Origin of the sequence: Arthrobacter sp. 92 (genome assembly GCF_050260325.1) — a bacterium.
Taxonomy (GTDB): Bacteria; Actinomycetota; Actinomycetes; order Actinomycetales; family Micrococcaceae; genus Arthrobacter.
Genome location: NZ_CP189863.1, coordinates 2,931,479 through 2,955,771 on the forward strand (window position 1 = coordinate 2,931,479; position 24,293 = coordinate 2,955,771).

Sequence of the window (24,293 nt, forward strand, 5' to 3'; positions counted from 1 at the left end):
CCGCATTACGTCGCGCGCGCGTCGACAACTGCTCCGATGTCTACAAATACCGGCAATGGCACGCCCACGATTGGTCCATGATCGGCGTTTCACTTGGTGCGATCGCTAGGTGCCCACTGATGGGAAGGTTTCGGGTGGGTTCCTGCCGCCGCGGGGGCAGTCCTGTGGCATAATCCGAAGCGGTGGTCATTACCGGACCGCTCCAGGATCAGGGGGTCGAATTGCGAGCGACAGCGACAGCCGGAAGCACTCGGCAAGCTTTGGGCGCCATCAGTAATTCCCACGTTCCCAAGCACGAGCAGTTGCGCATGATTATCCTCAAGCTGGTCAAGGAGGAACTGGAACCGGGGGCTCGGCTTCCCAGCGAGCGAACGCTTATGGATTCTTATGGCGTAAGCCGGATCACGGTCCGGGCGGCCATCGGCCGTCTTGTGAACGACGGACATCTGGTACGGGTTCCGGCCAAGGGCACCTTCGTGGCGGATTCCCCCGTGCAGTCCACCCTGCACTTGGCCTCCTTCACGCAGGAGATGGAGGCCATGGGCCATGTGCCGAGCACCGTGGTACTGGTGGCCGAGACCGCTGATGCTCCCGACGCCACCGCTGAGGCGTTGGGTCTGGGGCAGGGGGCAGAAGCTATCCATCTTCGCCGGCTTCGTCTGGCGGACGGCAGGCCCGTGAGCGTCGATGACGCCTGGTACAACCCTGCCTATGCGGGCGGCCTGCTGGAGATTGACCTGACCGGTTCTGTCTATAAGGCCCTTGCCGCCCAGTTCGGCCACCAGATCGACCGTGCTCGCCAAAGCGTTCGGTCGGAGGGCGCGCCGGCGGATGTGGGGGCGCTGCTGGGCACGGGCACAGGGGCGCCGGTGCTGGCGTTTGACCGCGTTTCCTACTCGGGAAACGTAGCGATCGAGCACTCCCGGTCCTGGTACCGGTCCGACCGGTACTCACTGACCATGGAAGTGCGGCTTTAGGCCGCACCTCCCCAACCGGCTTTAGCCCATGGAAAACAGGCCGACGCCGGCGGTCACCGCTCCGGAGGCCATTAGTGTGGCCGTGTCGGGATTGGTGTCCAACACGACGACGGGGCTCACCATCGAGTAACCGGCCGCAAGGGCAGCTGTGGGGTCCACGTGCACGACGGGAGCCCCGGCGCTGACGGTGTCACCCTGGGCCACCAGCAGCGTGAAACCTTCGCCGTTGAGCTTCACGGTGTCGATGCCTACGTGTGTCAGTACGCCACGGCCCGAGTCCTCCACCACCACGAACGCGTGCGGCAGGAGCTTGACCAACCTCCCGGCCACGGGTGAGACAACGTCGAATGCTTCCCCTGCAGGCGGTTCCACCGCAGCTCCCGACCCCACCATCTGCCCGGCGAAAACGGGGTCCGGCACCTCGCTAAGGGGAATGACAGTCCCGCTCAGCGGTGCGTGGACAACCAAATGCCCCGCCACTAGAGCAGGTCCCCGATGTCCTCGGCCAGGGTGTCAGCTTCAGGACCGACGACCACCTGGACAGCGGTTCCTGAGGAGAATACGCCGTGCGCCCCGGCGGCCTTCAGTGAAGCTTCGTTCACGAGCGAGGAATCCTTCACTTCGGTGCGGAGTCGGGTGATGCACGCTTCCACGTCAACGATGTTGGCCGCTCCGCCAAGCCCTTCCACGATCTTTTCTGCTTTAGACATAACTGTCCTTCCTGACGGTGCCCCCGCGGGGGACACTCCTGCACACCCGGGCCGGCGGCCGGGGGGACTAATTCTGCGGCTCATCGCTGGCACTCCCACCGGATTCCTACCTTGACAGGCGGTCGTGGGATGAATCACACTGAACTGGTCATAACCAGACAGTACCGGCTGGAGCCGTCACTTCACAAGCCCCCAATCCGCAGAGGTGCAACCATGTCATCATCCGAGATCACCGCCCTGGCTCAAGAGAAGAAGCCAAACAGGGCCTTTGCCATCCTGCAGCGCCTTGGCCGGTGCTTGATGCTTCCCATCGCGGTACTTCCCGCGGCAGGGATCCTCCTTCGCATCGGACAGGCAGACCTGCTTGGCGCCATTCCTGGATTCGAGGGAGGGGCGGCTGTGATCTCGGCGGCCGGTAACGCCGTCTTCACCTGGCTCCCTCTAATCTTCGCAGTGGGTATCGCCATCGGCTGGGCAAAGAAAGCAGACGGTTCCACGGCACTGGCAGCCGTGGTGGGATATATGGTGATTGACGGCGTCTTCAAGGCCATGTCCCCACTCGTGCTGGCAGGACAGGTTGACCCCGCCGGAAAGCCCGCACTGATCAACTACGGCGTTCTCGCCGGCATCGTGGTGGGCCTTCTATCGGCGACTCTGTGGCAGCGGTTCTACCGCACCAAACTGCCGGACTTCCTGGGCTTCTTCAGCGGCCGCCGTTTGGTGCCAATCCTGACGTCCATGGCCAGCCTTGTCGCCGGTGTCGTCCTTGCCCTCGTTTACCCGCTCTTCAACGCGGGCCTGTCCGCCGTGGGCGAGGCGGTGGCTGGTAACGCCGTGCTCGGCGGCGGCGTATATGGTTTCGCCAACCGCATGCTCATCCCCGCAGGCCTGCATCACATTCTGAACTCTGGCGTCTGGTTCCTGATCGGTGATTACACTGACGCTTCCGGGCACCTGGTCCGCGGCGACCTCAACCGATTCTTCGCCGGTGATCCCACCGCTGGCGTATTCATGACCGGCTTCTTCCCTATCATGATGTTCGGCCTCCCTGCGGCGGCCCTGGCCATCTGGCGCCACGCCAAGCCGTCGCAGAAGAAGGTGGTGGGCGGGATTATGCTCTCCACCGCCCTCACAGCGTTCTTTACCGGCATCACAGAACCGCTCGAGTACTCCTTCATGTTCGTTGCCTTTCCGCTTTACATCGTTCACGCGGTGCTGACCGGAACCTCCATGGCGCTGGTGAATGCGCTGGGGATCCACGACGGCTTCACCTTCTCGGCCGGGTTGATCGACTTCATCCTGAACTTCGGCAAGGCCCAGAACGCTTGGCTGCTCATTCCGATCGGGCTGGGCTACGGGGGGGTCTACTACTTCCTCTTTTCCTTCGTGATCAAGCGCTGGAACCTCCGCACCCCCGGCAGGGAAGACGACGAAGTCACGGTCGAAACCGACGCGGCGAAGTAGCAGCTGCACTGACCGTTACCTTCCCACCCACAGCAACCGAAAGCATTCTTACCGCATGGAAATCATCATCCTTCCCACTGGCGCCGACGTGGCCCGCGCCGCAGCAGACGCCATCGAGGAACAGGTCCGCAGCGGACCCTCCGTCCTGGGCCTTGCCACCGGGTCCACTCCCCTGGGCACCTACCAGGAGCTCATCGAACGCCACCGCAATTACGGGCTGAGCTTCACCAACGCGCGGGCCTTCCTCTTGGACGAGTACCTGGGCCTGCCCGCCACGCATCCGCAGTCCTATCATTCGGTTATCCGCAAGGAGTTTACGGACAGCGTGGATCTCGGATCGGACGCCGTGCACGGACTGAATGGCGTGGCAGCGGATCCTGCCGCTGAGGCCCTGCGCTACGAGGCCAGCATCGAGGCAGCGGGAGGAGTGGATATCCAGATCCTGGGAATTGGAACCGACGGTCACGTCGGTTTCAATGAGCCGATGTCCTCACTGGCCTCCCGGACCAGAATCAAGACGCTGACCCGGCAGACCCGAAAGGACAACGCACGCTTCTTCGAGAATCCGGCGGACGTTCCGGACCATGTGCTGACGCAGGGGCTGGGCACCATCCGCCAGGCACGGCACCTTCTGCTGTTGGCTGTGGGCGCGACCAAGGCGCAGGCCCTCGCGGCAGCCGTGGAAGGTCCAGTGGCGGCGGTGTGCCCTGCCTCAGCCCTCCAGCTCCATCCCCACGTCACGGTCCTGGTGGACTCAGCCGCAGCCTCTAAACTGGCTCACCGGGACTACTACCAGGACACGTTCGGGCGGAAACCCCAATGGCAGGGACTCTAAGCGTGGCGGAGGATCAGGGCGCGGCGGGCAGGCAAACTGTGGGGCACCGCCCCCAGTGGGCCTCCACCTCCACATTGCCAAAGCTCGAACTGGCAGTGGAAGATGCCCACGGAGTGCGCCTGGCAGCATCCGTGGGCGCTGCGAGGGTGGAACTCTGCGCGGCCCTTGCCGAAACGGATGGCATTACGCCAAGCATCGGAACCATTGAGCAGGCATGCCAGGTGGACCTGCCGGTCCATGTGCTGATCCGCCCCCGGCCGGGAAATTTTGCCTACACCGGTGAGGAGCTTGAGGTGGTCGAGCACGACGTCGTTGCGGCCTTGGGAGCCGGAGCTGCCGGCGTCGTGGTGGGCATGCTGGCCGCCGACGGCGGCCCGGACGTTGCAGCGCTGGCCCGGATTTCCGGGATCACCCGCCAACACCATCCCTCCGCGGAGGTGACGTTCCACCGCGCCTTTGACGCCGCCTTGGCCGCGGGCGTGGATCCCGCCGATGCCCTTGCCAGGCTCGAACATGCAGGTGTCGACCGGGTGCTGACCAGCGGAGGCAGGCCCGACTGCGCCGCCGGCCTGCAGATGCTGACCCGGCTGGTCGAACTGGGACGGACCCACGCCCCGTCGATACAGATCATGGCCGGAGGCGGGGTGCGGCTCGAACTTGTGCCGGCACTCCTGAAAAGCGGGGTCCACGCCGTCCATTCCTCTGCCCGGCCGCAAAACCATTCCACCGGGACCAGGGCACCTGCTGCCGATCCCCTACTCGCTGCCAGCATCGCCACGGCGCTGACAGCAGGAGGCTAAAGAATAATGGGCAGGGAACAGATACTGCGGGGCCGCATCGTCTCCCGGAGCATGGACATCAACGACGGGCTCCTCGCCATGGACGGCGGCCACATCACGTACGCCGGACCGGCATCAGGATTTCGCGGGGAACTGGATGGTGGCGAACCCTCTGGCTTTGGCGTCAAAACTGGTCCTGCCGGCAGCATTCTGCTGCCGGGCCTGGTGGACCTGCACTGCCACGGCGCCAACGGTTCAGATTTCTCCGAGGGTTCAGTGGAGGGCGCCCGCTCTGCTGCCCGCTACCTTCACAGCCACGGAACGACCACGCTTCTCGCCAGCCTGGTCACCGCGGCACCCGCCGATCTGCTGCGCAACCTCAAGGCCCTCCGGTCACTACAGGAGGAAGGACTGATTGCAGGCTCACACCTGGAAGGCCCCTTCCTCTCGGCCGGCCAGTGCGGCGCGCACGACCCCGCATTGTTGCTGGCACCCGACGCCTGCCTGATGGCCGACCTTTTCGAAGCCGCCGGCCCGTCCCTGGCCTCCATAACCCTGGCAGCCGAACTCCCAGGCGCGCCCGAACTCCTGGACCTGCTCACTGCCCGCGGGGTGCTGCCCTCACTCGGACACACCGCAGCAGCACATAGAGTCGCCGCAGCATTCCTGGACCGCGCTGCCACCGGACTTGCTAAAGCCCAGGAGGGGCGGCGGCCAACGGTCACTCATCTCTTCAACGCAATGCCAGCCATGCACCACCGCTCCCCCGGCCCCGTATCGGCCTGCCTCAGCGCAGCACGGGCCGGGGCCGCCGTCGTTGAACTGATTGCCGACGGCGTCCACCTCGCACCCGAAACGGTCAAGACGGTATTCGAACTGGTGGGAGCCGAGAACATCGCGCTGGTCACAGATTCCATGGCAGCCACCGGACTCCACGATGGCCACTACCGGCTCGGCACACTGGGGGTCACCGTTCGGGGAGGCGTAGCCCGGGTGGACAGCACCGGGGCCATCGCCGGTGGAACAGCCACCTTGCTCGACGTCGTCCGTGCCACGGTCACCGCAGGTGTTTCCCTCAGCGACGCAGTGACGTCCGCAAGCGCCGTCCCGGCAGCAGTCCTCGGACTCTCGTCGAAGGCCGGCGACATCCGCACGGGGATGCCCGCCGACGTCGTCGTGGTTGACTCGGATCTGGTCCTCACTGGCGTGCTGCGGGGTGGCAAATGGCAGGCACCCCCGGCCCGACACTTTTAACGTTTCCCTGACATCGGGCGCCGAAATGATTTTCGGGGCCAGGTGCCCAAAAAGAATACCGAAGCGAGCCCAGGCGGATCGCCCCAGCCAGGGCGCCGCGGCATGGCTCTGCGAAGGCTCCGACGTCGGTGGCGCGACTTTTGCTTCCCGCCGCGGTGAGTCCTCCACACGGACCCTCTTCACGCGCCAGGGGACCGCCCTCCTCGGTCTCCAGCGGGCTACAGCTATTCCGACCGACCAGAGTATGCCGACGGTCCGCCCGGCGGATCTCTTGGACAATGTTCCAACGCGCTATCCGCTCCCCCGCCCGCACCCCAAGGCAATGATCAAGGCAGTGATTAGGTCCAGGGCGCTCCGAGAATCCGTGATCGAACACCCGAGCCCACGGCGAGCTCGAAGGCTCTCAACCGAACCGGGCAGAGGAGCCCATAAAAGAAGATTTGAACTTCGCCCGCTCCCCGCCGTCCCCGGCCCACAGCACGAGGATGTCGCTTCACCGTTCACGCTGACGCCGATCGCGACATAGACCGGCCGGTTCGTGACCTGACGGTCACGGACCAAGACGAAAGATCGCGTCGATGAACACCACCGGGTAAACCCGGTCCAGTGGCCGGTCCTGCCACTCGGTCATCCCCCGATGACCTTCTCCGTGATACGCGAGATCGTGCCTTTGGCAGACCCTGGCGCCGAATACCTCGCGGAAGTGCGCCGCTGCGTGACCCTCGATAACCTCCGAATGTTCTTGACGGAAAATTCCATTCTGAGCATAGAGTTCGGCGGAAACTTTCTGCTATAATTGTGAGTAACAACACACCATACCGCGCTCGGCATCCCAGAAATTGCAGTGCTGCAGGACTTTAGGATGCGGCTTGGGTCAAGCCATACCCGTTCGAACACTATAGAAGGGAACACCACGATGACTCGCGAAGAAGCCTTTGCACGTTGCCCCTCCGACTCCTACGTGGAGTTTTACGGCAACCAATGGCTCATCGTTCCGTTTGCGCGCGTTGTACAGCCGGCATTCTTCGACTGCACTCCAGGCCTTCGGCTTACCCGTGCCTGAGATGCTCCCCTGACATGAAGACTTTTCCAGCCGTCGGCGAGGTCAGTGGACGTGGTCTTCGCGAGGGTCAGCTCTAACAGGTCGTCGCCGGTAGCGAACCAATGCGTGACCTCCTGTCCCCGTTGCCGGATAGTCGGCACGGCCGCGCAGACGGAAGCAGCCGGCGGAAATCAGGCACCGGGGGAAGAGAACGCCTATCTGGATTCCGTGCCCTCGTGATTGAGTGAAGCATGGCCGCACCAATAGAAGATTATGCGCTGCTTTCCGATCTTCACACCGGACCTCTTGTTTCCCGGCAAGGAAGCGTGGACTGGCTGTGCTTCCCCCGTTTCGACTCGCCCTCGGTCTTTGCTGCCCTGCTCGGGAGCGAGGAACACGGCCGGTGGCTGCTGGCACCGAGCCGGCCGGAGGCCGTGGTCCTTGACCGCCGCTATGTGGACTCGACCTTTGTGCTCCAGACAACGTGGCAGACCGACACCGGACGGGTCTTAGTGACGGAGTTCATGCCGGTGGGTGAGCCACGGTCGTCACTGCTCCGACGGGTTACCGGACTGAGCGGGGCGGTCCGTATGCGGCAGGAGATCAGAATCCGGCCCCAATACGCCACCGTATTACCTTGGGTAAGCCGGGTCCGAGATAGCGCGGTGGTCCGGGGTGCGGAGATACTGCTGGCCATGTCGGGTCCGGACGCCCTGGCCCTACGGGGAGAGCACCTTCCGATGGCCGAAGGACACCGGCATGCAGGGGAATTTACGGTTGCCCAGGGCCAGACCGTGGACTTCGAACTGACGTGGTTCCCCTCGCACGAGGATGTGCCGGCGGCCATTAATGTCGATGACGCCCTCGAACTGGCGGCGGACTATTGGACCATCTGGGCCAGCAATTGCCGCGATGACGGCAAATACGGCGCTGCAGTGAAGCGTTCGCTGCTGGTGCTGCGCGCGCTCACCCACTATGAGACCGGAGGCATTGTCGCCGCGCCCACCACTTCCCTGCCGGAGGACTTTGGCGGGCCGCGCAATTGGGACTACCGCTACTGCTGGCTGCGCGATGCGTCCTTGACGTTGGAGGCCATGTTGACACACGGCTATGAATCCCAGGCGCTGAAATGGCGTAACTGGCTTTTGCGCGCCCTCGCCGGCGATCCCGAGGACCTGCAAATAATGTACGGCGTGGGGGGTGAACGGGACCTGACAGAAAAGGAGCTTATCCACCTTCCCGGATACCAGAATGCCAGACCCGTACGCATCGGTAACGCTGCCGTCGCCCAGTACCAGGCTGATGTGGTCGGTGAGGTAATGGTGGCGCTTGAAAGGCTTCGTCTCGCCGGGGGCAAAGAGGACCATTTTTCCTGGGCGCTCCAGCGGGCGCTGCTCGGTTCCGTCGAAAATCACCTCGAGGACAAAGACTTCGGCCTGTGGGAAATGCGAGGCGATGCCCAGTATTTCACCCACTCCAGAGTCATGATGTGGGCCGCGTTTGACAGCGGGGTGAGGGCCGTTCGCGACCACGGCCTGCCGGGTCCTGTGGAACATTGGGAGAGGCTCCGCGAAAGATTGGCCGCGGAGATAATGGATCTCGGATTCAACCGGGACCTCAACGCTTTCACGCAAACGTACGGCGGTCAGCAGATGGACGCTGCCCTGCTGACCTTGCCCCAGGTTGGCTTCCTTGCCTACGACGACGAGCGCATGCTCGGCACCGTCGCCCAGTTGGAAAAGGAGCTTCTCACCGAGGGGGGACTGCTGCTGCGCTACCGCACCGAGACCGGCGTCGACGGATTGGAACCGGGCGAGCATCCGTTTCTCGCGTGCTCCTTCTGGCTGGTGGAACAGTACGCGCGCTCGGGACGCCGGACCGACGCCGGGAACCTGATGGACAAGCTGGTGGGACTCTCCAATGAACTCGGCCTGCTCAGCGAAGAATACTCACTGCAGGAAAAGCGCATGGCGGGAAACTTTCCTCAAGCCTTCTCCCACCTGACCCTGGTGCGGGCCGCAGACGCCATGCACGGCGTGGACCGCCTCAGCCTCCAACCGAAGCATTGAAATAATAGGCACGCATCTCTGGCGCCCGTTGAAGGGATGAAGCCATCCTGCCCCTGCGATCCTTGTCGACTAGTGTCCCGGCAATCCAGGGCGCCCGGGAAGTCACGGATGATCGGCTTGCCGATTTCGGCGACTGGTCACGGAGAGTTCGCGTACGGGCACTCATTAGTGGCACGGGTCATAGTCGGCGAACGTCTGCCCGCGTTACAACGCGACCCTCGCCGCTCCGTACGACCTCGTCATGTCGTTGACACAGAAGGGAAGGTGTACCTGCCAGATATGCAGCTCCGAGTCTCGTTCCTGAGCCGGCCGACGCGCGCGGCGCGGGTCCGTTACTGCAGGTACCTGAAGACGCCGTAACTGTAGGAAATGAGGGGACAAGCCCGCCGATGAGGTCTTGCGCCGAAGAAAGCCCTGCTCCCGTGCCTGGAAGTGTCCCGAAAGAAGGCGCGGGAACGGCAGCCAAGGCATATGAGATGGCGTCTGTGGCGGATCCTCCAGTCCTTGGGTTTGGCTGCGAAATCCTGGGCGTCCCATTCCTGCCCGTCCAGTAAACACAAGGCCCGCCTCATGGTCTGCCCCGCAGGTAAATAGCCGTCGAAGTGGCCATCTCGGAACAAAGATCACGCTGCCGGAAAGTCAAGACAGGACCGGGCGTGGAGAGGGCTGGCGCCTGGCCATGGGTCCCTCTCCCACGCGTCGGTGCCAGTCGCCCTCCACAGCTGCGGCGGGCGTTCACTTCGGTTTAGAAGATCGCCCGCCGGGTGCCGCCGTCAACAGACACGGCAGCACCCACGGTCGCAGAGGCCTGGGGTGAGCTGAGATAAACGACCAGGTTGGCGACTTCGTCTGTCGTGGCTGCGCGCCGCAGCAGCGATGTGGGCCTGTGTTCCCTGACGAAATCATCCGTCTGTTCCCGGGCGGAGAGCTGGGAATCTCCCCCCATCTTCACGACGAATTCGGACACGCCTTCTGAGAACGTCGGTCCGGGCAGAACAGAGTTGACGGTGACGCCGGTCCCGGCCGTCAGTTCCGCCAGACCGCGGGAAATACCTAGCTGCATCGTTTTTGTTGCACCGTAGTGCATCATCTCGGGCGGAATCTGGAGCGCGGATTCGCTCGAGATGAAGACAACGCGGCCCCAGCCCTCTTTCATCATCCCGGGAAGGTACTGGCGTGAGGTCCGGATTCCCGTCAGGACGTTGACTTCGAAATACCTGATCCATTCGTCGTCGTCGATGTCGAAGAATGACTTGGGCTCGAAGATGCCGAGGTTGTTGATCAGGATATCCACGGCGGGAAGTGTGCTGAAGAGTTTGGCCGTTCCCTCCTTCGTGCAGAGGTCCACCGCGAGCGGTATCAGTCGTCCTGGCAGGTTGAGGTTGTTGACGCTCTGGGCGGCCTTCTCCACCCGTTCCTGATTGCGGCCGGTGATCGTCACGGTGGCCCCCGCTTCAGCGAGACCCTTGGCGATAGCGAGGCCTATCCCCTGGCTGGACCCTGTTACCAGAGCCTTCTTTTCCTCAAGATTGATTTTCATGTGATTCGCCTTCTTGTTGATGGGGTGGTTTCTTCGGGGCTTCTCTTGCCCGGTTTAGGTGGCTTCGCCGCGCAGGAACCTCGTGGCAGCCACGGCGGCGATGAGAGCTGTGCCGGTGAACAAGGGTTCAATCCAGAACGGCGCTCCAATGAGGGCCAATCCTGTGGTGCCGACCTGGAGAGTGATCACGGCAACGATGGTGCCCCACACGTTAAACGTTCCGGGGAGGAATGCGGTGGCGCCGAGGAAGACCGCGGCATAGGCCGGAAGCAACATCGGTGGCCCCACTGTTGGGCTGCCGCTTCCGAGGATTCCCGCCTGGATGACGCCGGCGATGCCGGCCAGGGCGCCTGCCCCGGCGAATGCGCCGATCGTGAGCCGTGGTACGGCGATTCCCGAGAGCCGTGCGGCATCCCGTGAGCCGCCAATGGCGTAGAGGAAACGTCCTGCCGGGGTCTGAGACAGAACGTACCAGACGATCAGTCCAATGGCTGCCGCGACGACCACGGGCAATGGAATGCCAAGAAAGTTCCCCTGGCCCAGCTCTGTGAGCTCCTTGGGGATGTTCTCGTAGAAGACGTTGCCGAGGGTGTAGGCGCCGATCAGCCCCGTGAGGATTGTACTCATGCCGATGGTGACGATGAAGGAATTGATCCCGACTTTGCTGACCAGCAGCCCGTTGATGAGTCCGACGGCGGTGCACGCTGCTATGGCGATAGCCATCGCCGGGACCGCCGGTACGCCCTGTTGCGAGGTCAGCCCCGTAACGAGAATCAGTCCAAGGCCCAGGTTGGCCGCGACGGAGAGATCGAGTTCACCGACGATGAGCGGCAGGAGAAGTCCAATCGCCAGAATTGTCAGGACCGCCTGGAGATTCAGCACCGTCTTGAGGTTGTCGACCGTTGCAAAGGTATCGGGGGCGGCAACGGAGAAGACGACGATCAAAAGCACCAGGAGCAGCGGCAGCGCTATCCGGGCGAAGAACAGTGGGAGAGCTTCGTTGGGTCCTCTGTTCATGAAGCGATTCCTGGGCTTACCGGTCTTCCCGGATTTGCCGGGCTTGCCGGCTGCCGTTGGCGCTGGTGTCGGGTCTAGGGTCGAAGTCATGGTGAGGTTTCCTTAATTCTTTCGCCGTCGAAGTACATCGACTGGGTGACCTTGCCGGCGGTCAGGCCTGTGGTTGATTCGTCGGCAACGACGCGGCCGTGCCGGAGAGTGAGGATCCGATGACTGAGGGCAATCATCTGCTCGATTTCCGAGGAGATCAACACAACCGCGGCGCCCCGTTCCGCCGCGCGGTGGATGAGGTCGAATATTTCCGCCCGGGCACCGATGTCCACACCTTGGACGGGCTCGTCAAAGATGACGATGTCGGGATTGGTTTCCAACCATTTGGCGATAACGACTTTTTGCTGGTTTCCTCCGGAAAGCACCCGGAACAGCCTGCCGGACGAGGCGGGTCTGACATCATATTCGCCGATTTTTTGCGATATCCATTTTCGTTCCGTGGCTTTGGACAGCCTGAATCCGCGCCAGAACCGGCCGACTGAAGGCATCGTGAGGTTCTGACCGACGCTCATGTCCAGCACTCCGCCGTCCCGGCGGCGGTTCTCCGGGATGAAGGCGATCTTCCGTGCCACCGCATCCCGGGGCGTCCTGAAGCGGCACTCTTTGCCCTTGACGCTGATGGTGCCGCTGACCGGTTCCTGTGCGCCAAAGAGAATCCGGGCGAGTTCGCTCCGGCCTGATCCCAGCATTCCCGCGATCCCGATGATTTCGCCGGCACCTATGTTGAACGAGACGTCCCTCAGCCGTTTTCCGGTGATGCCGCGGACGTCCAGGAGCTGTTCTCCTGTGGACCGTTGCCCTTGTGCGTGGGGCACGGCCTCGACGTCTCGTCCAACGATCAGCCGGACGAGTCTGTCCCGGTCGGTGTCGGCTATGTCGACTGTTTCCACGTTCCGGCCATCGCGCAGGATTGTCGCCCTGTCCGCAAATGCGGCCAGCTCTTCGAGCTTGTGGGTGACATAGAGGACGGCCACGCCCCTGTCCACGACCCGACGGACTGCTTTGAAGAGCAGTGCGGCTTCCGAGTCGGGCAAGGCAGCCGTGGGTTCGTCCAGGACGAGGACTTTGGCCCCCTCGCCGGCTGAGCTCAGCGCCCGCGCTATGGCAACAATGGTCTGTTGGGCTATCGGCAGACGGCCGACCGGCGTGTCGGGGTCAAGATCCGGGTGCCCAAGGAGTGCCAGCTCCGCGGTGGTGTTTTCTCTCATTCGTGACCACCGGATCTTTGAGAAGAGCCCGGCCCCGTAACGCCTTGAGGCTTCGAAATTCTCGGTGATGGAAAGATTCGGAATGAGGCCCAGATCCTGGTGAACGAACACCAAACCCATGGCCGCGGCCTGGGAGGGTTCGAAGGGAAGGGTCACGGGCGCACTGTCCAGAGTCATTTCGGCGCCTTCGTCCGGGTGATGAAATCCGGCGAGGCACTTGATGAGCGTGGACTTTCCGCAGCCGTTCTGGCCCAGGAGTGCGTGTACTTCACCCGAGCGCAGCTCAAGGTTCACGGCGTCAAGAGCCTTTTGACCAACGAAAGTCTTGGACAGACCCCGCACCGTGAGGACGGTGCGGGGCGAATCGGCGGTGTTCATATCAGCTGACCTTCCACAGTCCCTTGTAAAGGGCTGCTGCGTCGAAGTCGCCGTCCCAGCCGCCGGAGGCCGGGGCGTTCTCGGCGGTGACGAGTTTACCGCTGATGCCCTGGTCCTGGGGCTTCTGGCCGCTGAAGATCCTGTTCAGATTGTCCACCTGGCCATAGCCTGCGCGGCCGAAGGCAAATCCGATCGAGGCCGCCTGGAACCCGCCTTTGCGGATCATCTCTGTGTTGGCGACGTCGGCGTCCACGGAAATCCCGAAAGCCTTCTTGGAGTCAGCGAGTCCAGCCTGCTGCAGGCCCTGGGAGAAGAACAGCATGGCAGCGTCGAATCCTGCGAACAGCACGTTGTATCGGGGGTTGCTGCGCGCCAGCTGGGCTACCCGCCCGGGAGCCACAGTGCTGATTTCACCTGCCAGGAAGGAACTTTCCGCGACCTGCTCACAGCCTGCTCCGGCGGCCTTGCAGTCATCGATGAACTGCTTGAGTCCGCTCACCCGGGCCTTGACGGTGTCGAATTCCGGGTCTGTCAGGACGATGAATTTGGGTGCTGAACCAAAACGCTTGCGTGCTTCAAGGAAAGCGAACTCCCCCAGGATGTAGCCGCCCTTGTTGTTGGCGTCCAGAGCCGGAATCAGTGACTGGTACAAGTCGTCCTTGTTGCCGCACATGTTGCAGGTCACGGCGATGCCTGCGTCCCTGGCGGACTTGATGTCGCCCTGGACTGCGGCGGCGTCGATGGACGTCAGGGCGATGGCATCAACTTTCCGCGAAACGGCCCGCTGAATGGCCGCGGAGATCTTGGTGCTGTCACTTGCGGGGTCATCGATGGTCGCATCCCAGCCAAGGAGCCGTGAGGCTTCCTGTGTTGAGCGGGCCGGCCGGGCGCACCCTTCGACCGCCATGGAACAGGGGATGATCACGATCTTCTTGGCCCCGCCCGAGAGCGATGCGCTGGCCGGTATGGGGTTGGTCGTGGGGGTTTGCGGCGCCGCGGCAGCGGCCACATCGGCGGTGACCTTGGCTGTGAACGCGGCGGATGCGGCGGAATCTGCCTGTGATGTCTGGCTGGTTTTCGCTGACCCGCAGGCCGTGGTCAGCAGCATGAGACAGGCAAGCAGGGCCACGGCCGCGCTTCCCCGTTGGTGGTTTCTCCGTTGAAACATGTTGGGGCCTCTCTGAATGCCATTGCAGTGGCTGGCGGCAGGATTTCGGTGGCCGGGACCAGTTGGGGATGCAGTGGGTTTGCCCTCATTGGCAATAGCATTACCGTAGCAAGAAATTTCCGCCAAAACTATAGGTTTGGCGGAAATTTCTAGATTGTTTCCGTGCGCTATTCCACAGTGACTGATTTGGCAAGATTTCGCGGCTGATCAATGTCCAGCCCCTTGGCGCCCGCCAGGGCCGCCGCGAAGAGCTGCAACGGCACGGCGGTCAACAGCGGTGCGAGCAGAGGGGCGGACGCCGGTATGGTCAGCACTGTGTCCGCCCAGCCCCCGGTTGCGGCATCCCCCTCGTCCGCGAGGGCGATGACACGGCCGCCGCGGGCCTTGATCTCCTGGATTGTGGACATCATTTTTGCGTGAAGGACCGGGCTCCCGGTCAGCGAAGGAACGATGACAATCACCGCCTGCCCGGCCTCGATCAGGGCAATCGGGCCATGCTTGAGCTCGCCGGAGGCGAAACCTTCGGCATGGATGTAGGCCAGTTCCTTGAGCTTCAGGGCCCCTTCCATGGCAACCGGGTGCCCGACATGCCTGCCGATGAAGAGTACTGCTGTCGCGTCGGTCATCGACGCGGCGAGGGCCTCTATCCGAGCTTCGCCTGCCAGCACGGTCTGGATCTTTGCCGGCATGCCAGCCAGTTCCCGCGCCGCCGCTGAGATCTCCGTCGGGTCGCCGGTGCCGCGCAGTTGCGCCAGGTGGAGGGCGAGCAGGAGTCCTGCTGTCACTTGGGTGAGAAATGCCTTGGTGGAGGCTACGGCAACCTCGGGCCCTGCGTGCGTGTAGAGCACCCCATCTGATTCGCGCGGAATTGTCGCACCGACGGTGTTGCAGATCGCAAGGACTGGTGCGCCCTGTTCCCGCGCGTACCGAACGGCCATTAGGGTGTCCATCGTCTCGCCTGACTGCGAGATGGCAACCACGAGCGTGCGGCCGTCAACCAGCGGGCTGCGGTATCGGAACTCGTGGGCCAGATCGACTTCAACGGGAATGCGGCACCAACGTTCGATGGCATATTTGGCAATTTGGCCCGCGTAAGAGGCTGTTCCACAGGCAACGATAACGATCTTCCGGATGCCCGCCAGGACTTCGTCAGTGACTCCAAGGTCCCCCAGCGAGACCGCTCCATCCGCGCCGAGCCGCCCGCCTAGTGTGCGGCGGACAGCTTCGGGTTGTTCATGAATCTCCTTGGCCATGAATGAGGCATGGCCGTCTTTGGTGGCTGCGGCCGCTTCCCAGTCGACGGCGAAGTCCCTCCCTGCCACGGGTACGCCACGGAAGTCGGTGATGGTGACATCATCCGCCGTGAGGCTGACGACCTGGTCCTGTCCGAGTTCAACGGCACGGCGGGTGAAGTCGACGAATCCGGAGACGTCCGACCCCAGGAAGTTTTCCCCGTCGCCGAGGCCCACCACGAGAGGGGAATCCCGGCGGGCCGCCACGATGAGGCCCGGGTGGTCGGCATGCACGGCCAGAATAGTGAACGAGCCTTCCAGCTCCGCGCAGGTCCGGCGCATCGCGGCGGCAAGGGTGTCGCCGCCCGTCCGATTCCCAACCAGACTGCGGTAGTTATCCGCAAGAAGTGCCGCCGCGACCTCGGAATCGGTTTCCGAAAGGAACTCGTGGCCCCCCATTGCCAGCCGGTTCCGCAATGGCGCATAGTTCTCGATGATCCCGTTATGTATGACGGCGAGCCGGTCATCGTCAGCCAGATGCGGGTGGGCGTTCGCATCGGTCGGTGCCCCGTGCGTCGCCCAGCGCGTGTGCCCGATCCCCACCGCCGCAGCTGGCAATGGTTCCGTTTCCACCAGCGCCGAGAGGTTCGCCAGCCGTCCGGCCTTTTTGCGCACATGAACACGCTTCCCGGCCAGAACCGCGAGGCCAGCGGAGTCGTATCCCCTGTATTCCAGGCGTCGGAGCCCCTCGAGAACCACCCTCACTGCCCGGCTGGGCAACCCTGTCTCGACCGAGCCGGCTGTTCCCGCGTATCCCACGATTCCACACATGGGAAACACATTACGCGAGATGGGAACTTTCTTCCAAAACTTATTGCACGGTTGAAAATTCCTGCTAATGTGGAGTCAACAGCACCCCGGAGTTCAGAGCGACGACGCTTCCGAACGCGAGAAAGGCTCTCAAAAAATGTTGAACCGTACACAAAGGCGTGCACCGAGGATCCAAGCCGCCGCGGCGATCCTGATCGCGGCCGGCCTCGCCATCGGCGCTTCAGGATGTTCTGGAGCGTCAGGCAGTTCCAAACCGCTCGTCGGCCTCATCACCAAGACCGACGACAACCCGTATTACGTGAAGATGCGCGAAGGCGCCCAGCAGAAGGCAGCGGAGCTCGGCTTTGACCTGCAGGCTCTGTCCGGCCAGGGCCAAAGCGACAATGACTCCCAGGTCAAGGCGATTGAAAATCTGGTCGCCCGGGGGGCGAAGGGCATCATGATCGCTCCGTCCGACTCCGAGGCCATCCTTCCCGCCATCAAGAAGGCACGCGACGCCGGCGTCTTCGTCGCTGTCCTCGATTCCCCCACCAATCCGGCCTCCGCTGCCGATGCCACCTACGCCACGGATAACTTCCAGGCCGGGGTGCTCATCGGAAAGTGGGCGGCCACCCAGTTCAACGGCAAGCAGGCGCGTATCGCCATGCTTGACCTGAGCCCCGCCCAGGTCGCCGTCGACGTCCAACGAGACCAGGGATTCCTTCAGGGGTTCGGTATCGACGTCGCCGACAAGTCCAAGATCGGCGACGAGCCCGACGCCCGCATTGTCGGCCACGAAGTCACCAACGCCAACGAAGCCGGCGGCCGCACAGCCATGGAGAAGCTCCTCCAGCGCGACCGCACCATCAATCTCGTCTACACGATCAACGAACCGGCCGCGGCCGGCGCCTTCGAATCCATCAAAGCCGCCGGCCTTGAGAACAAAGTGACGGTGGTCTCCATTGACGGGGGCTGCCCGGGAGTCAAGAACGTCAAAACCGGGGCCATCGGAGCCACATCAATGCAGTTTCCCTTGAAGATGGCCGGTGACGCGCTTCAGGCCATCAGCGCCTACATCAAGGACGGAACACGGCCTGCAGCCAGCCAGGGTCTGGACTTCACCAACACGGGCGTGACCCTTATCAGCGACAAGCCCGCCACCGGAGTCGAATCCAAGGACACAGCCTGGGGCCTGGCGAACTGCTGGGGATGAGCCTGGCCCCCAGGACACCACTTCTTTGAACAGCAAAGGTACACACCATGAAGTCCTTATCATCACCACCAACGGCGCCCGCTCCCCCGCGCCGGGTAGGGGAACGCCTCGTCGACCAGCCGCAGGTCCCGCTCATGGGACGAATACAGCGCGCCATGCATGCCCACCCGCTGCTGGGGCCGACGGCCGTTCTGATCCTCGCCTGCATCTTCTTCACCGTCACGGTCGGATCCCGGTTTATCGAACCCCTGAACATCTCCCTGATCCTGCAGCAGGTACAGATCATCGGCATGGTCGGCATCGCACAGACGCTGATAATCCTGACCGGCGGCATTGACCTGTCAGTTGCCGCGGCGATGGTCTTCAGCACCGTGATTGCCGGCAAGCTTGCCGCCGAAGCGGGAACTCCTCCGCTTTTGGCACTGCTCGTGGGCCTGCTGACGGGCGGAATGTGCGGATTCCTCAACGGGGCGCTGGTCACCCGGTTCCGGGTACCCCCCTTTATCGCAACCCTCGGCACCCTCAGCATCTTCACCGCCCTTAACCTGTTTGTCTCCGGCAGCCAGACGATCAAGGCAAATGCGTTGCCGGACCTGCTCCTGTGGCCCGGCCAGACGTTACGAGTTCTGGGTGCACCGGTGACGTTCGGCTCGATCCTCGTCCTGGCAGCATTCATCGTCGTCAGTTACATCCTCAGGCGCACCGCATGGGGTGAGCACATCTACGCCGTCGGCGACAACGCCGAAGGCGCACGGCTGAGCGGGATACGCACCACGAGGGTGCTGATGGGCGTCTACATCACCGCCGGCGTGATCTGTGCCGTGGCCGGGTGGCTTCTGATTGGGCGCGTCGGTTCCGTCAGCCCATTCTCCGGAGAGGGCGTGAACCTTGCCAGCATCACCGCCGTCGTCATCGGAGGCACGAGCCTCTTCGGCGGCCGCGGTCATGTGCTGGGCACCCTGCTCGGGGCCTTGATCATCGGGGTGTTCAGCAACGGTCTGACACTCACCGGTGTGGACGTGCTCTGGCAGGTTTTCACCACAGGCGTCCTGGTCATCGTGGCCGTCGGCCTGGATCAGTGGACACGAAAGGTCGCAGGATGACAACGACAAGCAACCCCGCACGGACCCGGCAGATCACGCCAATCCTCTCCGCCCGGAACCTGGTCAAACGCTACGGGCACGTCACCGCACTCGCCGGCGCGGACCTGACCCTGTACCCGGGGGAAGTCCTCGCCGTGATCGGGGACAACGGTGCCGGGAAATCATCCCTGATCAAGTGCCTGTCCGGCGCAGTGGTGCCGGACGAGGGAGAAATCAGGGTCGACGGAAAAACCGAACGGTTCCGCACGCCGCTTGATGCCAGGTCAGCTGGAATTGAAACCGTTTACCAGCACCTGGCCCTGGCTCCCGCCCGCGACATAGCAGCCAATGTCTTCCTGGGCCGGGAGCTCCGCAAGCCAGGACCGCTTGGATGGGGACTGCGGATGCTGGACCGAAAGGCCATGCGCCAGGAAACGGCAACGATCCTCGGTGACCTCGGTCTGCTGACCATCCAGAACATCGGCCAGGCCGTGGAAACACTGTCCGGTGGTCAACGCCAGGGCGTCGCCGTCGCCCGCGCGGCCGCGTTCGGCAGCCGCGTCATCATCATGGATGAACCCACAGCCGCGCTGGGCGTGAAGGAATCGACCAAAGTCCTCAACCTCATAGCCGAGATCAGGGACCGCGGAATTCCAGTCATCCTCATCAGCCACGACATGCCGCATGTGTTCGAGGTAGCCGACAGAATCCACATCCAGAGGCTCGGCCGGCGGATCGCGTGCGTGCAGAAGACGGCGATCACGATGAACGACGCCGTCTCCCTCATGACCGGAGCCCAGACACCCCCGGAAGACCATGATCCCGAAACCATCCCTGAGCGGCTGGTGAGGCAATGAATTACCAACCCATCATTCGCCCCCTGGCAGACGGGCCGGGCCTGGGCTACCTGACCCAGGCCGCCACACCATCCGAGGACATCAGATTCTGGTGGCTGGGACAGGCGGGATTCGCACTCGAACATGCCGGACGCAGAGTGCTTCTGGACCCGTACCTCTCGGACAGTCTCGCCACCAAGTATGCCGGCACCATCTTCCCCCACACCCGCCTCCACCCGGTGCCCGTGGACCCCTCGAAAATCCAGGGCGTTAGCGCGGTACTCCACAGCCACGCCCACACCGACCACCTGGACCCCGCTACCGTGCAGGCACTCCTGACACGGAACAGCCCCCGGTTCATTGCCCCGAGGGCCCGTGCCCGGATCGCGCTGGACCGCCACGTCCCGGCCGAATCGTTCACCCCGGTCACGGCCGGCGACCGGATTGAGCTGGCTACGGACATCACTGTCACCGCGGTTCCCGCCGCACACGAAACACTGGAAACCGACGAGCACGGGGATGCGGTGTTCCTGGGCTTCATCGTCGACATCGCCGGAGTCCGGATCTACCACTCCGGCGACTGCATCCCATACGAAGGCCAGGCCCAACTGCTCCGTGAGCACGGCGTGGTCGTCGCCTTGCTGCCCATCAACGGCCGCGACAGCCACCGGCTGACAAACGGCGTGCCGGGAAACTTCACGGTTACGGAAGCCATCAGCCTCTGCAAGGCAGCGGGCATACCCGCAATGGTGGGGCACCACTTTGGACTCTTCGACTTCAACACCATCAACCCCGACGATGCCGTCGCCGAATTTGCCCGCTCTGCGGGAAATCTTCAGTGGACGGTCCCGACCGTCGGACGCCCTTACAGCATCGCCCCGCCCGGGACAGCCGCCGCCCTGCAGGAAGAGAGCATCAGTCATGAACGCTGAGGATCTGGAAGAGTCGCTTCGCCGGCTCGCTATTGTTCCCGTCATCGAAATCGAATACGCCGACGACGCCATCCCGCTCGGCCGGACACTGGTCGAAGCGGGCCTTCCCATCGCGGAAGTCACCTTCAGAACAGATGCGGCAGCAGAAGCGATTGCCCGCATGGTCGAGAACGTGCCCGGACTTCTAGTCGGAGCCGGCACCGTCCTGTCCGAAGAGGACGTGGACGCCGCCGCGGACGCGGGCGCGCACTTCATCGTCTCCCCCGGCCTCAACGCCGCCGTCGTCCGGCGCGCACGGCAACGCTCCGTGCCGATCATTCCCGGCGTCACATCGCCGACGGAAATCGAAGCGGCGCGGTCCCTTGGGCTGCACCTGCTGAAACTCTTCCCGGCCGAGGCCATCGGAGGCATCCGGCTGGTCCGGGCGCTCAGCGCACCATACCCGGACGTGTCCTTCATGCCCACCGGAGGAATCACGGCCGAAACGGTCACGGCCTGGTTGGGCCAGCCTTCCGTCGTCGCGTGTGGCGGCTCCTGGATCGCCACCCGCGACGCCATCGCAAGCCGGCGCTGGGATGAAATCCGCACCAGCGCCGCGCAGGCCGCCGAACTCGCCGCCGATGCCACCCGAACCCGCGCGGCATCATCTTGACGCCCCGCCGCATCCCGGCCCTACCCCAACACCATCCTGCAAGTTCCATCATCCAAAAGGAGAACACAAAATGAGCGAAACATACGTCCCCCAGCCCGGAGTTGCCCTGGCCGGCAAGGTCGCCGTCATCAGCGGAGCAGCGTCCGGAATCGGGGAAGCCGTCGCCCGGATCTTCGCAGCCAACGAAAGCAAGGTCCTGCTCGTGGACATCGACGAAGAACGGCTGGAAAAGGTCACCGCCAGCATCCGCGGCTACGGCCGCGGCGAGGTGCACTCTATTCTCGCCGACGTCACCGACGAACAATCCGTCATCGACCTCTTCGCCTGGGCCAAAAACACCTGGGGAAGCGTCGATCTCATCGTCAACAGCGCCGGACGCGACTCCCTGGCCCCGCCGGTCGTCGACGTCACCCTTGACGAGTGGAACAAGACGATGACCCCGAACCTGACCGCCGTGTTCCTGATGTGCCGTGAAGCCTTCAGGATCATGGAAAAGCAGGAAAACGGCGGCCGCATCATCAACATGGGCTCATCCTCGGCACGGGTCGCCTCCGGGCCCGGGCACAGCCCCTACCGCGCATCCAAGCACGGCCTGATGGGCTTCAGCAAGAACATCCTGCTCGAGGGCAAGGACAAGAAAATCGGCGTCACCGTCATCAACCCGTCCCACGTCAAGACCCCGATGACCGAAATCATCGACAAGGGCCTCTACGACGGCGACGTCCCCGCCTACATCGACGGCTGGCTCGACGAGAAGGAACTCAAAGAAGGCATCCACGCCAGCTGCATTGAAGTGGACAACGTCGCTGAAATCACCCTTTTCGTGGCGACCCGGACCCCTGACGTCACCATCCCGCAGATCGCGCTCTACCCGACGCACAAGGCACACCGCTACGGCATGGAGGTCTAAGAAACCATGAAAGCTGCCATCCTTAACGGACTCAACGACCTGGAATACACCGACATCCCAGATCCCGAACCGGTCGGAGACAACCCCGTGCTGGTGCGCGTCGGCGCCGTCGGCGTCTGCGGGTCCGACGTGCTCCGTTACGGGCACGGCAAGGCGTATCACTACCCCCTGGTCCTCGGACATGAGTTCTCTGCCATCGTTGAGGAAGCCCCGCACAGTCCAGGCCTTGGCGCCGGCGACCGCGCGGCGGTTTTTCCTCTGCTGCACAGTCACGAGGATCCCATGTCCGAGATCGGTGAATATGCCCTGGGAACCGGATACGACTACTTCGGCTCCCGCAGACACGGGGCCATGTCCGAGAGGATGTGGGTGCCGGAGCGGAACATCTTCCGTGTTCCGAACGATATGCCGCTCACCCACGCGGCCATGGTGGAACCTGCCGGGGTGGCACTGCACGCCATGCTGAAGGTCCAGATCCCCACACATGCCACCGCCCTCGTGATCGGAGCAGGACCCATCGGCGCCCTGGCCGCACAATGGCTGAGGATCCTGGGCTGCTCCCGTGTCCTGGTTGCGGATATCGACGACCGCAAGCTGGAGATCATGTCCGGCCTCGGCTTCGAGACCCTCGATGCCAAGACGGGTGACACGGCAGAGCTTGCCAAAGCCGCCACCGGAGGGTGGGGGCCGCAGATCGCCGTCGAGGCGACAGGGAATCCGAGTGCGCTGATCCAGGCAATCGAGGCGGCATCCGTCCAGGGGCAGGTGGTCCTTCTCGGCGACCTGAGCGGGGATCTGCACCTCGCCAAGGCGGCCGTCTCCTCACTCCTGCGGCGGGAACTGCGGCTCTACGGAACCTGGAACGCCAAGGTTGCACCCAAGGGCCGCAGCGAATGGGACATGGTCATCGCCCATCTGGGCCGTGACCTCCACGTGGACGAATTGATCAGCCATGTCCTGCCGCTCGAAGAGGCACCCGGGACATTCAGGCAGCTCACCGACCGTGCCATCTGGTACAATAAGGTGCTGTTCGCCGTTTCGGCCGAGGCTCAGGCGGAGGTGCGGGCCAAGTGAAAGCAGCACGCCTCCATTCCCCGGGCAACATCACCGTGGACGAAATCCCGACGCCGGCTGCGGGTCCCGGCGACATCATCATCAAGGTCCGGGCAGCCTCGATCTGCGGCACAGACCGTCGGATCGCCGCCAACGGGCACTTCAAGCTCCAGGACGGCACCCCACGCGTGCTTGGTCACGAATTTGCCGGGGAAATCACCGAGGCAGGCAGTGAAGTCGTTGGTTACGCCGTCGGCGACAGGGTCAGCGTCACGCCCAACGTCGGGTGCGGGAGATGCCCGAACTGCCTCGTGGGTTTGAACAACATGTGCCCCTTCTACGAAGCCTTCGGCATCACCATGGACGGCGGCTTCCAGGAATACGTCCGCGTACCCAGCGCCGCCGTCAATCGGGGCAACGTGTTCCACTTGCCCGAGAGCGTGACGTTCGCCGAAGCCGCACTGGTGGAACCACTGTCATGCTGCTACAACGCTGTCAGCAAGCTGGGGGTGGAGCCTGGCACCACGGTGTTGATCATGGGAGCCGGGCCCATCGGCGCCTGCCACGTCATGTTGAGCAAACTCTACGGTGCCCGGAAGATTATCGTCTCCAACAACAGGCAGCCGCGTCTTGACTTCGCTGGATCAGTCGGGGCCGATGTCCTGGTCAACCTCACCGAGCGCGACCTCGCGACCGTTGTGGAGGAAGAGACCGAAGGCCGTGGTGTTGACGTGGCGTTGACGTGTGTCTCCAAACCCGAAGTGCAGGCGCAGGCGGTCGAGCTGCTGGCGACCCACGGACGCGTGAACTTCTTTGCCGGACTCGGGAAGGCGCAGACCGTGCCCCTGGACACGAACAGGGTCCACTACCAGGGCCTGACGCTCACGGGAACGACCGGGTCCAGCAACTCCGATTACGCCGAATCCCTTCGGCTCGTCGGAGAACGCCGCCTGGACCTCTCGCCACTGGTCAGCCAGACATTCACACTGGATGACATCGAGAAGGCCTTGGCCTATGCAGGATCGGGCCAAGGGATGAAGGCCATGATCCTTTTCGAATCGAATTAACGCGCTGCCCCAAC

General features: G+C 63.4%; 21 protein-coding genes and 1 pseudogene. 14 read left to right on the forward strand and 8 right to left on the reverse strand.

Features of this window, described 5'->3' with window-relative positions:
- Window positions 1–308: 308 nt before the first annotated feature.
- Window positions 309–977, forward strand: a complete 669-nt coding sequence (locus ACP4XC_RS13575; RefSeq protein WP_427170471.1) for a GntR family transcriptional regulator — start codon at window positions 309–311, stop codon at window positions 975–977.
- Between the two features lie 21 nt (window positions 978–998).
- Here ACP4XC_RS13575 and ACP4XC_RS13580 read toward each other — a convergent pair whose 3' ends face one another.
- Together ACP4XC_RS13580 and ACP4XC_RS13585 are read right to left on the reverse strand one after the other, a co-directional pair.
- The gene (locus tag ACP4XC_RS13580) at window positions 999–1,457 is read right to left on the reverse strand and encodes a PTS sugar transporter subunit IIA (RefSeq protein WP_427170473.1); all 459 of its coding nucleotides are present in this window, start codon (window positions 1,455–1,457) and stop codon (window positions 999–1,001) included.
- Window positions 1,457–1,687: a glucose PTS transporter subunit EIIB gene (locus ACP4XC_RS13585; protein ID WP_427170475.1), complete on the reverse strand. Its 231-nt coding sequence runs from the start codon at window positions 1,685–1,687 to the stop codon at window positions 1,457–1,459. Before ACP4XC_RS13585 ends, ACP4XC_RS13580 begins: the two co-directional genes overlap by 1 nt.
- A gap of 213 nt (window positions 1,688–1,900) precedes the next feature.
- On the opposite strand from ACP4XC_RS13585, the gene ACP4XC_RS13590 reads away from it, so the two are divergent.
- The 4 genes from ACP4XC_RS13590 to ACP4XC_RS13605 are packed head-to-tail and all read left to right on the forward strand — an operon-like array spanning window position 1,901 to window position 6,019.
- Window positions 1,901–3,151 (forward strand): PTS transporter subunit EIIC, encoded by a 1,251-nt coding sequence (locus ACP4XC_RS13590; protein ID WP_427170477.1) that lies wholly within the window; start codon window positions 1,901–1,903, stop codon window positions 3,149–3,151.
- 55 nt (window positions 3,152–3,206) lie between these two features.
- Window positions 3,207–3,986: a glucosamine-6-phosphate deaminase gene (nagB, locus tag ACP4XC_RS13595; protein WP_427170479.1), complete on the forward strand. Its 780-nt coding sequence runs from the start codon at window positions 3,207–3,209 to the stop codon at window positions 3,984–3,986.
- Window positions 3,971–4,786: a copper homeostasis protein CutC gene (locus tag ACP4XC_RS13600; RefSeq protein WP_427170481.1), complete on the forward strand. Its 816-nt coding sequence runs from the start codon at window positions 3,971–3,973 to the stop codon at window positions 4,784–4,786. Before nagB ends, ACP4XC_RS13600 begins: the two co-directional genes overlap by 16 nt.
- Window positions 4,787–4,792: 6 nt before the next feature.
- Window positions 4,793–6,019: an N-acetylglucosamine-6-phosphate deacetylase gene (locus ACP4XC_RS13605; protein WP_427170483.1), complete on the forward strand. Its 1,227-nt coding sequence runs from the start codon at window positions 4,793–4,795 to the stop codon at window positions 6,017–6,019.
- A 442-nt stretch (window positions 6,020–6,461) separates the two neighbouring features.
- Here the strand turns inward: ACP4XC_RS13605 and ACP4XC_RS13610 are convergent.
- A pseudogene (locus tag ACP4XC_RS13610) lies at window positions 6,462–6,740 on the reverse strand (transposase); the annotation flags it as partial.
- A 572-nt stretch (window positions 6,741–7,312) separates the two neighbouring features.
- Here ACP4XC_RS13610 and ACP4XC_RS13615 point away from each other — a divergent pair.
- Entirely contained in the window at window positions 7,313–9,130 is a 1,818-nt protein-coding gene (locus ACP4XC_RS13615; protein ID WP_427170485.1) for a glycoside hydrolase family 15 protein, read from the forward strand.
- A gap of 745 nt (window positions 9,131–9,875) precedes the next feature.
- Here the strand turns inward: ACP4XC_RS13615 and ACP4XC_RS13620 are convergent.
- The 5 genes from ACP4XC_RS13620 to glmS form a co-directional block, all read right to left on the reverse strand.
- The gene (locus tag ACP4XC_RS13620) at window positions 9,876–10,670 is read right to left on the reverse strand and encodes an SDR family NAD(P)-dependent oxidoreductase (protein ID WP_427170487.1); all 795 of its coding nucleotides are present in this window, start codon (window positions 10,668–10,670) and stop codon (window positions 9,876–9,878) included.
- Between the two features lie 54 nt (window positions 10,671–10,724).
- Window positions 10,725–11,687 carry an ABC transporter permease gene (locus ACP4XC_RS13625; RefSeq protein WP_427170489.1) on the reverse strand — a complete coding sequence of 321 codons (963 nt, stop codon included), beginning with the start codon at window positions 11,685–11,687 and terminating at the stop codon, window positions 10,725–10,727.
- 86 nt (window positions 11,688–11,773) lie between these two features.
- Entirely contained in the window at window positions 11,774–13,324 is a 1,551-nt protein-coding gene (locus ACP4XC_RS13630) for a sugar ABC transporter ATP-binding protein (protein ID WP_427170491.1), read from the reverse strand.
- Window position 13,325: 1 nt separating this feature from the next.
- Window positions 13,326–14,453 (reverse strand): sugar ABC transporter substrate-binding protein, encoded by a 1,128-nt coding sequence (locus ACP4XC_RS13635; protein WP_427170494.1) that lies wholly within the window; start codon window positions 14,451–14,453, stop codon window positions 13,326–13,328.
- Between the two features lie 206 nt (window positions 14,454–14,659).
- Window positions 14,660–16,555 carry a glutamine--fructose-6-phosphate transaminase (isomerizing) gene (gene glmS / locus ACP4XC_RS13640; RefSeq protein WP_427170496.1) on the reverse strand — a complete coding sequence of 632 codons (1,896 nt, stop codon included), beginning with the start codon at window positions 16,553–16,555 and terminating at the stop codon, window positions 14,660–14,662.
- Window positions 16,556–16,691: 136 nt separating this feature from the next.
- Here glmS and ACP4XC_RS13645 point away from each other — a divergent pair, with 136 nt between their 5' ends.
- The 8 genes from ACP4XC_RS13645 to ACP4XC_RS13680 all read left to right on the forward strand — a co-directional run bounded on the left by ACP4XC_RS13645 (window position 16,692) and on the right by ACP4XC_RS13680 (window position 24,279).
- On the forward strand, window positions 16,692–17,747 hold the full coding sequence (locus tag ACP4XC_RS13645; protein ID WP_427170498.1) for a substrate-binding domain-containing protein: 1,056 nt from the start codon (window positions 16,692–16,694) through the stop codon (window positions 17,745–17,747).
- Window positions 17,748–17,794: 47 nt separating this feature from the next.
- Entirely contained in the window at window positions 17,795–18,850 is a 1,056-nt protein-coding gene (locus ACP4XC_RS13650; protein ID WP_427170500.1) for an ABC transporter permease, read from the forward strand.
- Window positions 18,847–19,686, forward strand: a complete 840-nt coding sequence (locus ACP4XC_RS13655; protein WP_427170502.1) for an ATP-binding cassette domain-containing protein — start codon at window positions 18,847–18,849, stop codon at window positions 19,684–19,686. Before ACP4XC_RS13650 ends, ACP4XC_RS13655 begins: the two co-directional genes overlap by 4 nt.
- Complete coding sequence (locus ACP4XC_RS13660; RefSeq protein WP_427170504.1) at window positions 19,683–20,597, forward strand: MBL fold metallo-hydrolase; 915 nt, start codon at window positions 19,683–19,685, stop codon at window positions 20,595–20,597. The genes ACP4XC_RS13655 and ACP4XC_RS13660 overlap by 4 nt, the downstream gene beginning before the upstream one ends.
- The gene (gene eda / locus ACP4XC_RS13665; RefSeq protein ID WP_427170506.1) at window positions 20,587–21,249 is read left to right on the forward strand and encodes a bifunctional 4-hydroxy-2-oxoglutarate aldolase/2-dehydro-3-deoxy-phosphogluconate aldolase; all 663 of its coding nucleotides are present in this window, start codon (window positions 20,587–20,589) and stop codon (window positions 21,247–21,249) included. The genes ACP4XC_RS13660 and eda overlap by 11 nt, the downstream gene beginning before the upstream one ends.
- A 70-nt stretch (window positions 21,250–21,319) precedes the next feature.
- Window positions 21,320–22,159, forward strand: coding sequence for an SDR family oxidoreductase (locus ACP4XC_RS13670; RefSeq protein ID WP_427170508.1), 840 nt, complete (start codon window positions 21,320–21,322; stop codon window positions 22,157–22,159).
- A gap of 6 nt (window positions 22,160–22,165) precedes the next feature.
- Window positions 22,166–23,233, forward strand: a complete 1,068-nt coding sequence (locus ACP4XC_RS13675) for a galactitol-1-phosphate 5-dehydrogenase (RefSeq protein WP_427170510.1) — start codon at window positions 22,166–22,168, stop codon at window positions 23,231–23,233.
- Window positions 23,230–24,279: a zinc-dependent dehydrogenase gene (locus tag ACP4XC_RS13680; RefSeq protein WP_427170512.1), complete on the forward strand. Its 1,050-nt coding sequence runs from the start codon at window positions 23,230–23,232 to the stop codon at window positions 24,277–24,279. Before ACP4XC_RS13675 ends, ACP4XC_RS13680 begins: the two co-directional genes overlap by 4 nt.
- The last annotated feature ends 14 nt before the right edge of the window (window positions 24,280–24,293 follow it).

What these genes read in the sequence shown, in the direction of transcription:
- ACP4XC_RS13575 (WP_427170471.1), top strand. Translation starts at nt 309, where the DNA reads ATGATTATCCTCAAGCTGGTCAAGGAGGAACTGGAACCGGGGGCTCGG.
- ACP4XC_RS13585 (WP_427170475.1), bottom strand. Translation starts at nt 1,687, where the DNA reads ATGTCTAAAGCAGAAAAGATCGTGGAAGGGCTTGGCGGAGCGGCCAAC.
- ACP4XC_RS13590 (WP_427170477.1), top strand. Translation starts at nt 1,901, where the DNA reads ATGTCATCATCCGAGATCACCGCCCTGGCTCAAGAGAAGAAGCCAAAC.
- nagB (WP_427170479.1), top strand. Translation starts at nt 3,207, where the DNA reads ATGGAAATCATCATCCTTCCCACTGGCGCCGACGTGGCCCGCGCCGCA.
- ACP4XC_RS13600 (WP_427170481.1), top strand. Translation starts at nt 3,971, where the DNA reads ATGGCAGGGACTCTAAGCGTGGCGGAGGATCAGGGCGCGGCGGGCAGG.
- ACP4XC_RS13605 (WP_427170483.1), top strand. Translation starts at nt 4,793, where the DNA reads ATGGGCAGGGAACAGATACTGCGGGGCCGCATCGTCTCCCGGAGCATG.
- ACP4XC_RS13615 (WP_427170485.1), top strand. Translation starts at nt 7,313, where the DNA reads ATGGCCGCACCAATAGAAGATTATGCGCTGCTTTCCGATCTTCACACC.
- ACP4XC_RS13620 (WP_427170487.1), bottom strand. Translation starts at nt 10,670, where the DNA reads ATGAAAATCAATCTTGAGGAAAAGAAGGCTCTGGTAACAGGGTCCAGC.
- ACP4XC_RS13625 (WP_427170489.1), bottom strand. Translation starts at nt 11,687, where the DNA reads ATGAACAGAGGACCCAACGAAGCTCTCCCACTGTTCTTCGCCCGGATA.
- ACP4XC_RS13630 (WP_427170491.1), bottom strand. Translation starts at nt 13,324, where the DNA reads ATGAACACCGCCGATTCGCCCCGCACCGTCCTCACGGTGCGGGGTCTG.
- glmS (WP_427170496.1), bottom strand. Translation starts at nt 16,555, where the DNA reads ATGTGTGGAATCGTGGGATACGCGGGAACAGCCGGCTCGGTCGAGACA.
- ACP4XC_RS13645 (WP_427170498.1), top strand. Translation starts at nt 16,692, where the DNA reads ATGTTGAACCGTACACAAAGGCGTGCACCGAGGATCCAAGCCGCCGCG.
- ACP4XC_RS13650 (WP_427170500.1), top strand. Translation starts at nt 17,795, where the DNA reads ATGAAGTCCTTATCATCACCACCAACGGCGCCCGCTCCCCCGCGCCGG.
- ACP4XC_RS13655 (WP_427170502.1), top strand. Translation starts at nt 18,847, where the DNA reads ATGACAACGACAAGCAACCCCGCACGGACCCGGCAGATCACGCCAATC.
- ACP4XC_RS13660 (WP_427170504.1), top strand. Translation starts at nt 19,683, where the DNA reads ATGAATTACCAACCCATCATTCGCCCCCTGGCAGACGGGCCGGGCCTG.
- eda (WP_427170506.1), top strand. Translation starts at nt 20,587, where the DNA reads ATGAACGCTGAGGATCTGGAAGAGTCGCTTCGCCGGCTCGCTATTGTT.
- ACP4XC_RS13670 (WP_427170508.1), top strand. Translation starts at nt 21,320, where the DNA reads ATGAGCGAAACATACGTCCCCCAGCCCGGAGTTGCCCTGGCCGGCAAG.
- ACP4XC_RS13675 (WP_427170510.1), top strand. Translation starts at nt 22,166, where the DNA reads ATGAAAGCTGCCATCCTTAACGGACTCAACGACCTGGAATACACCGAC.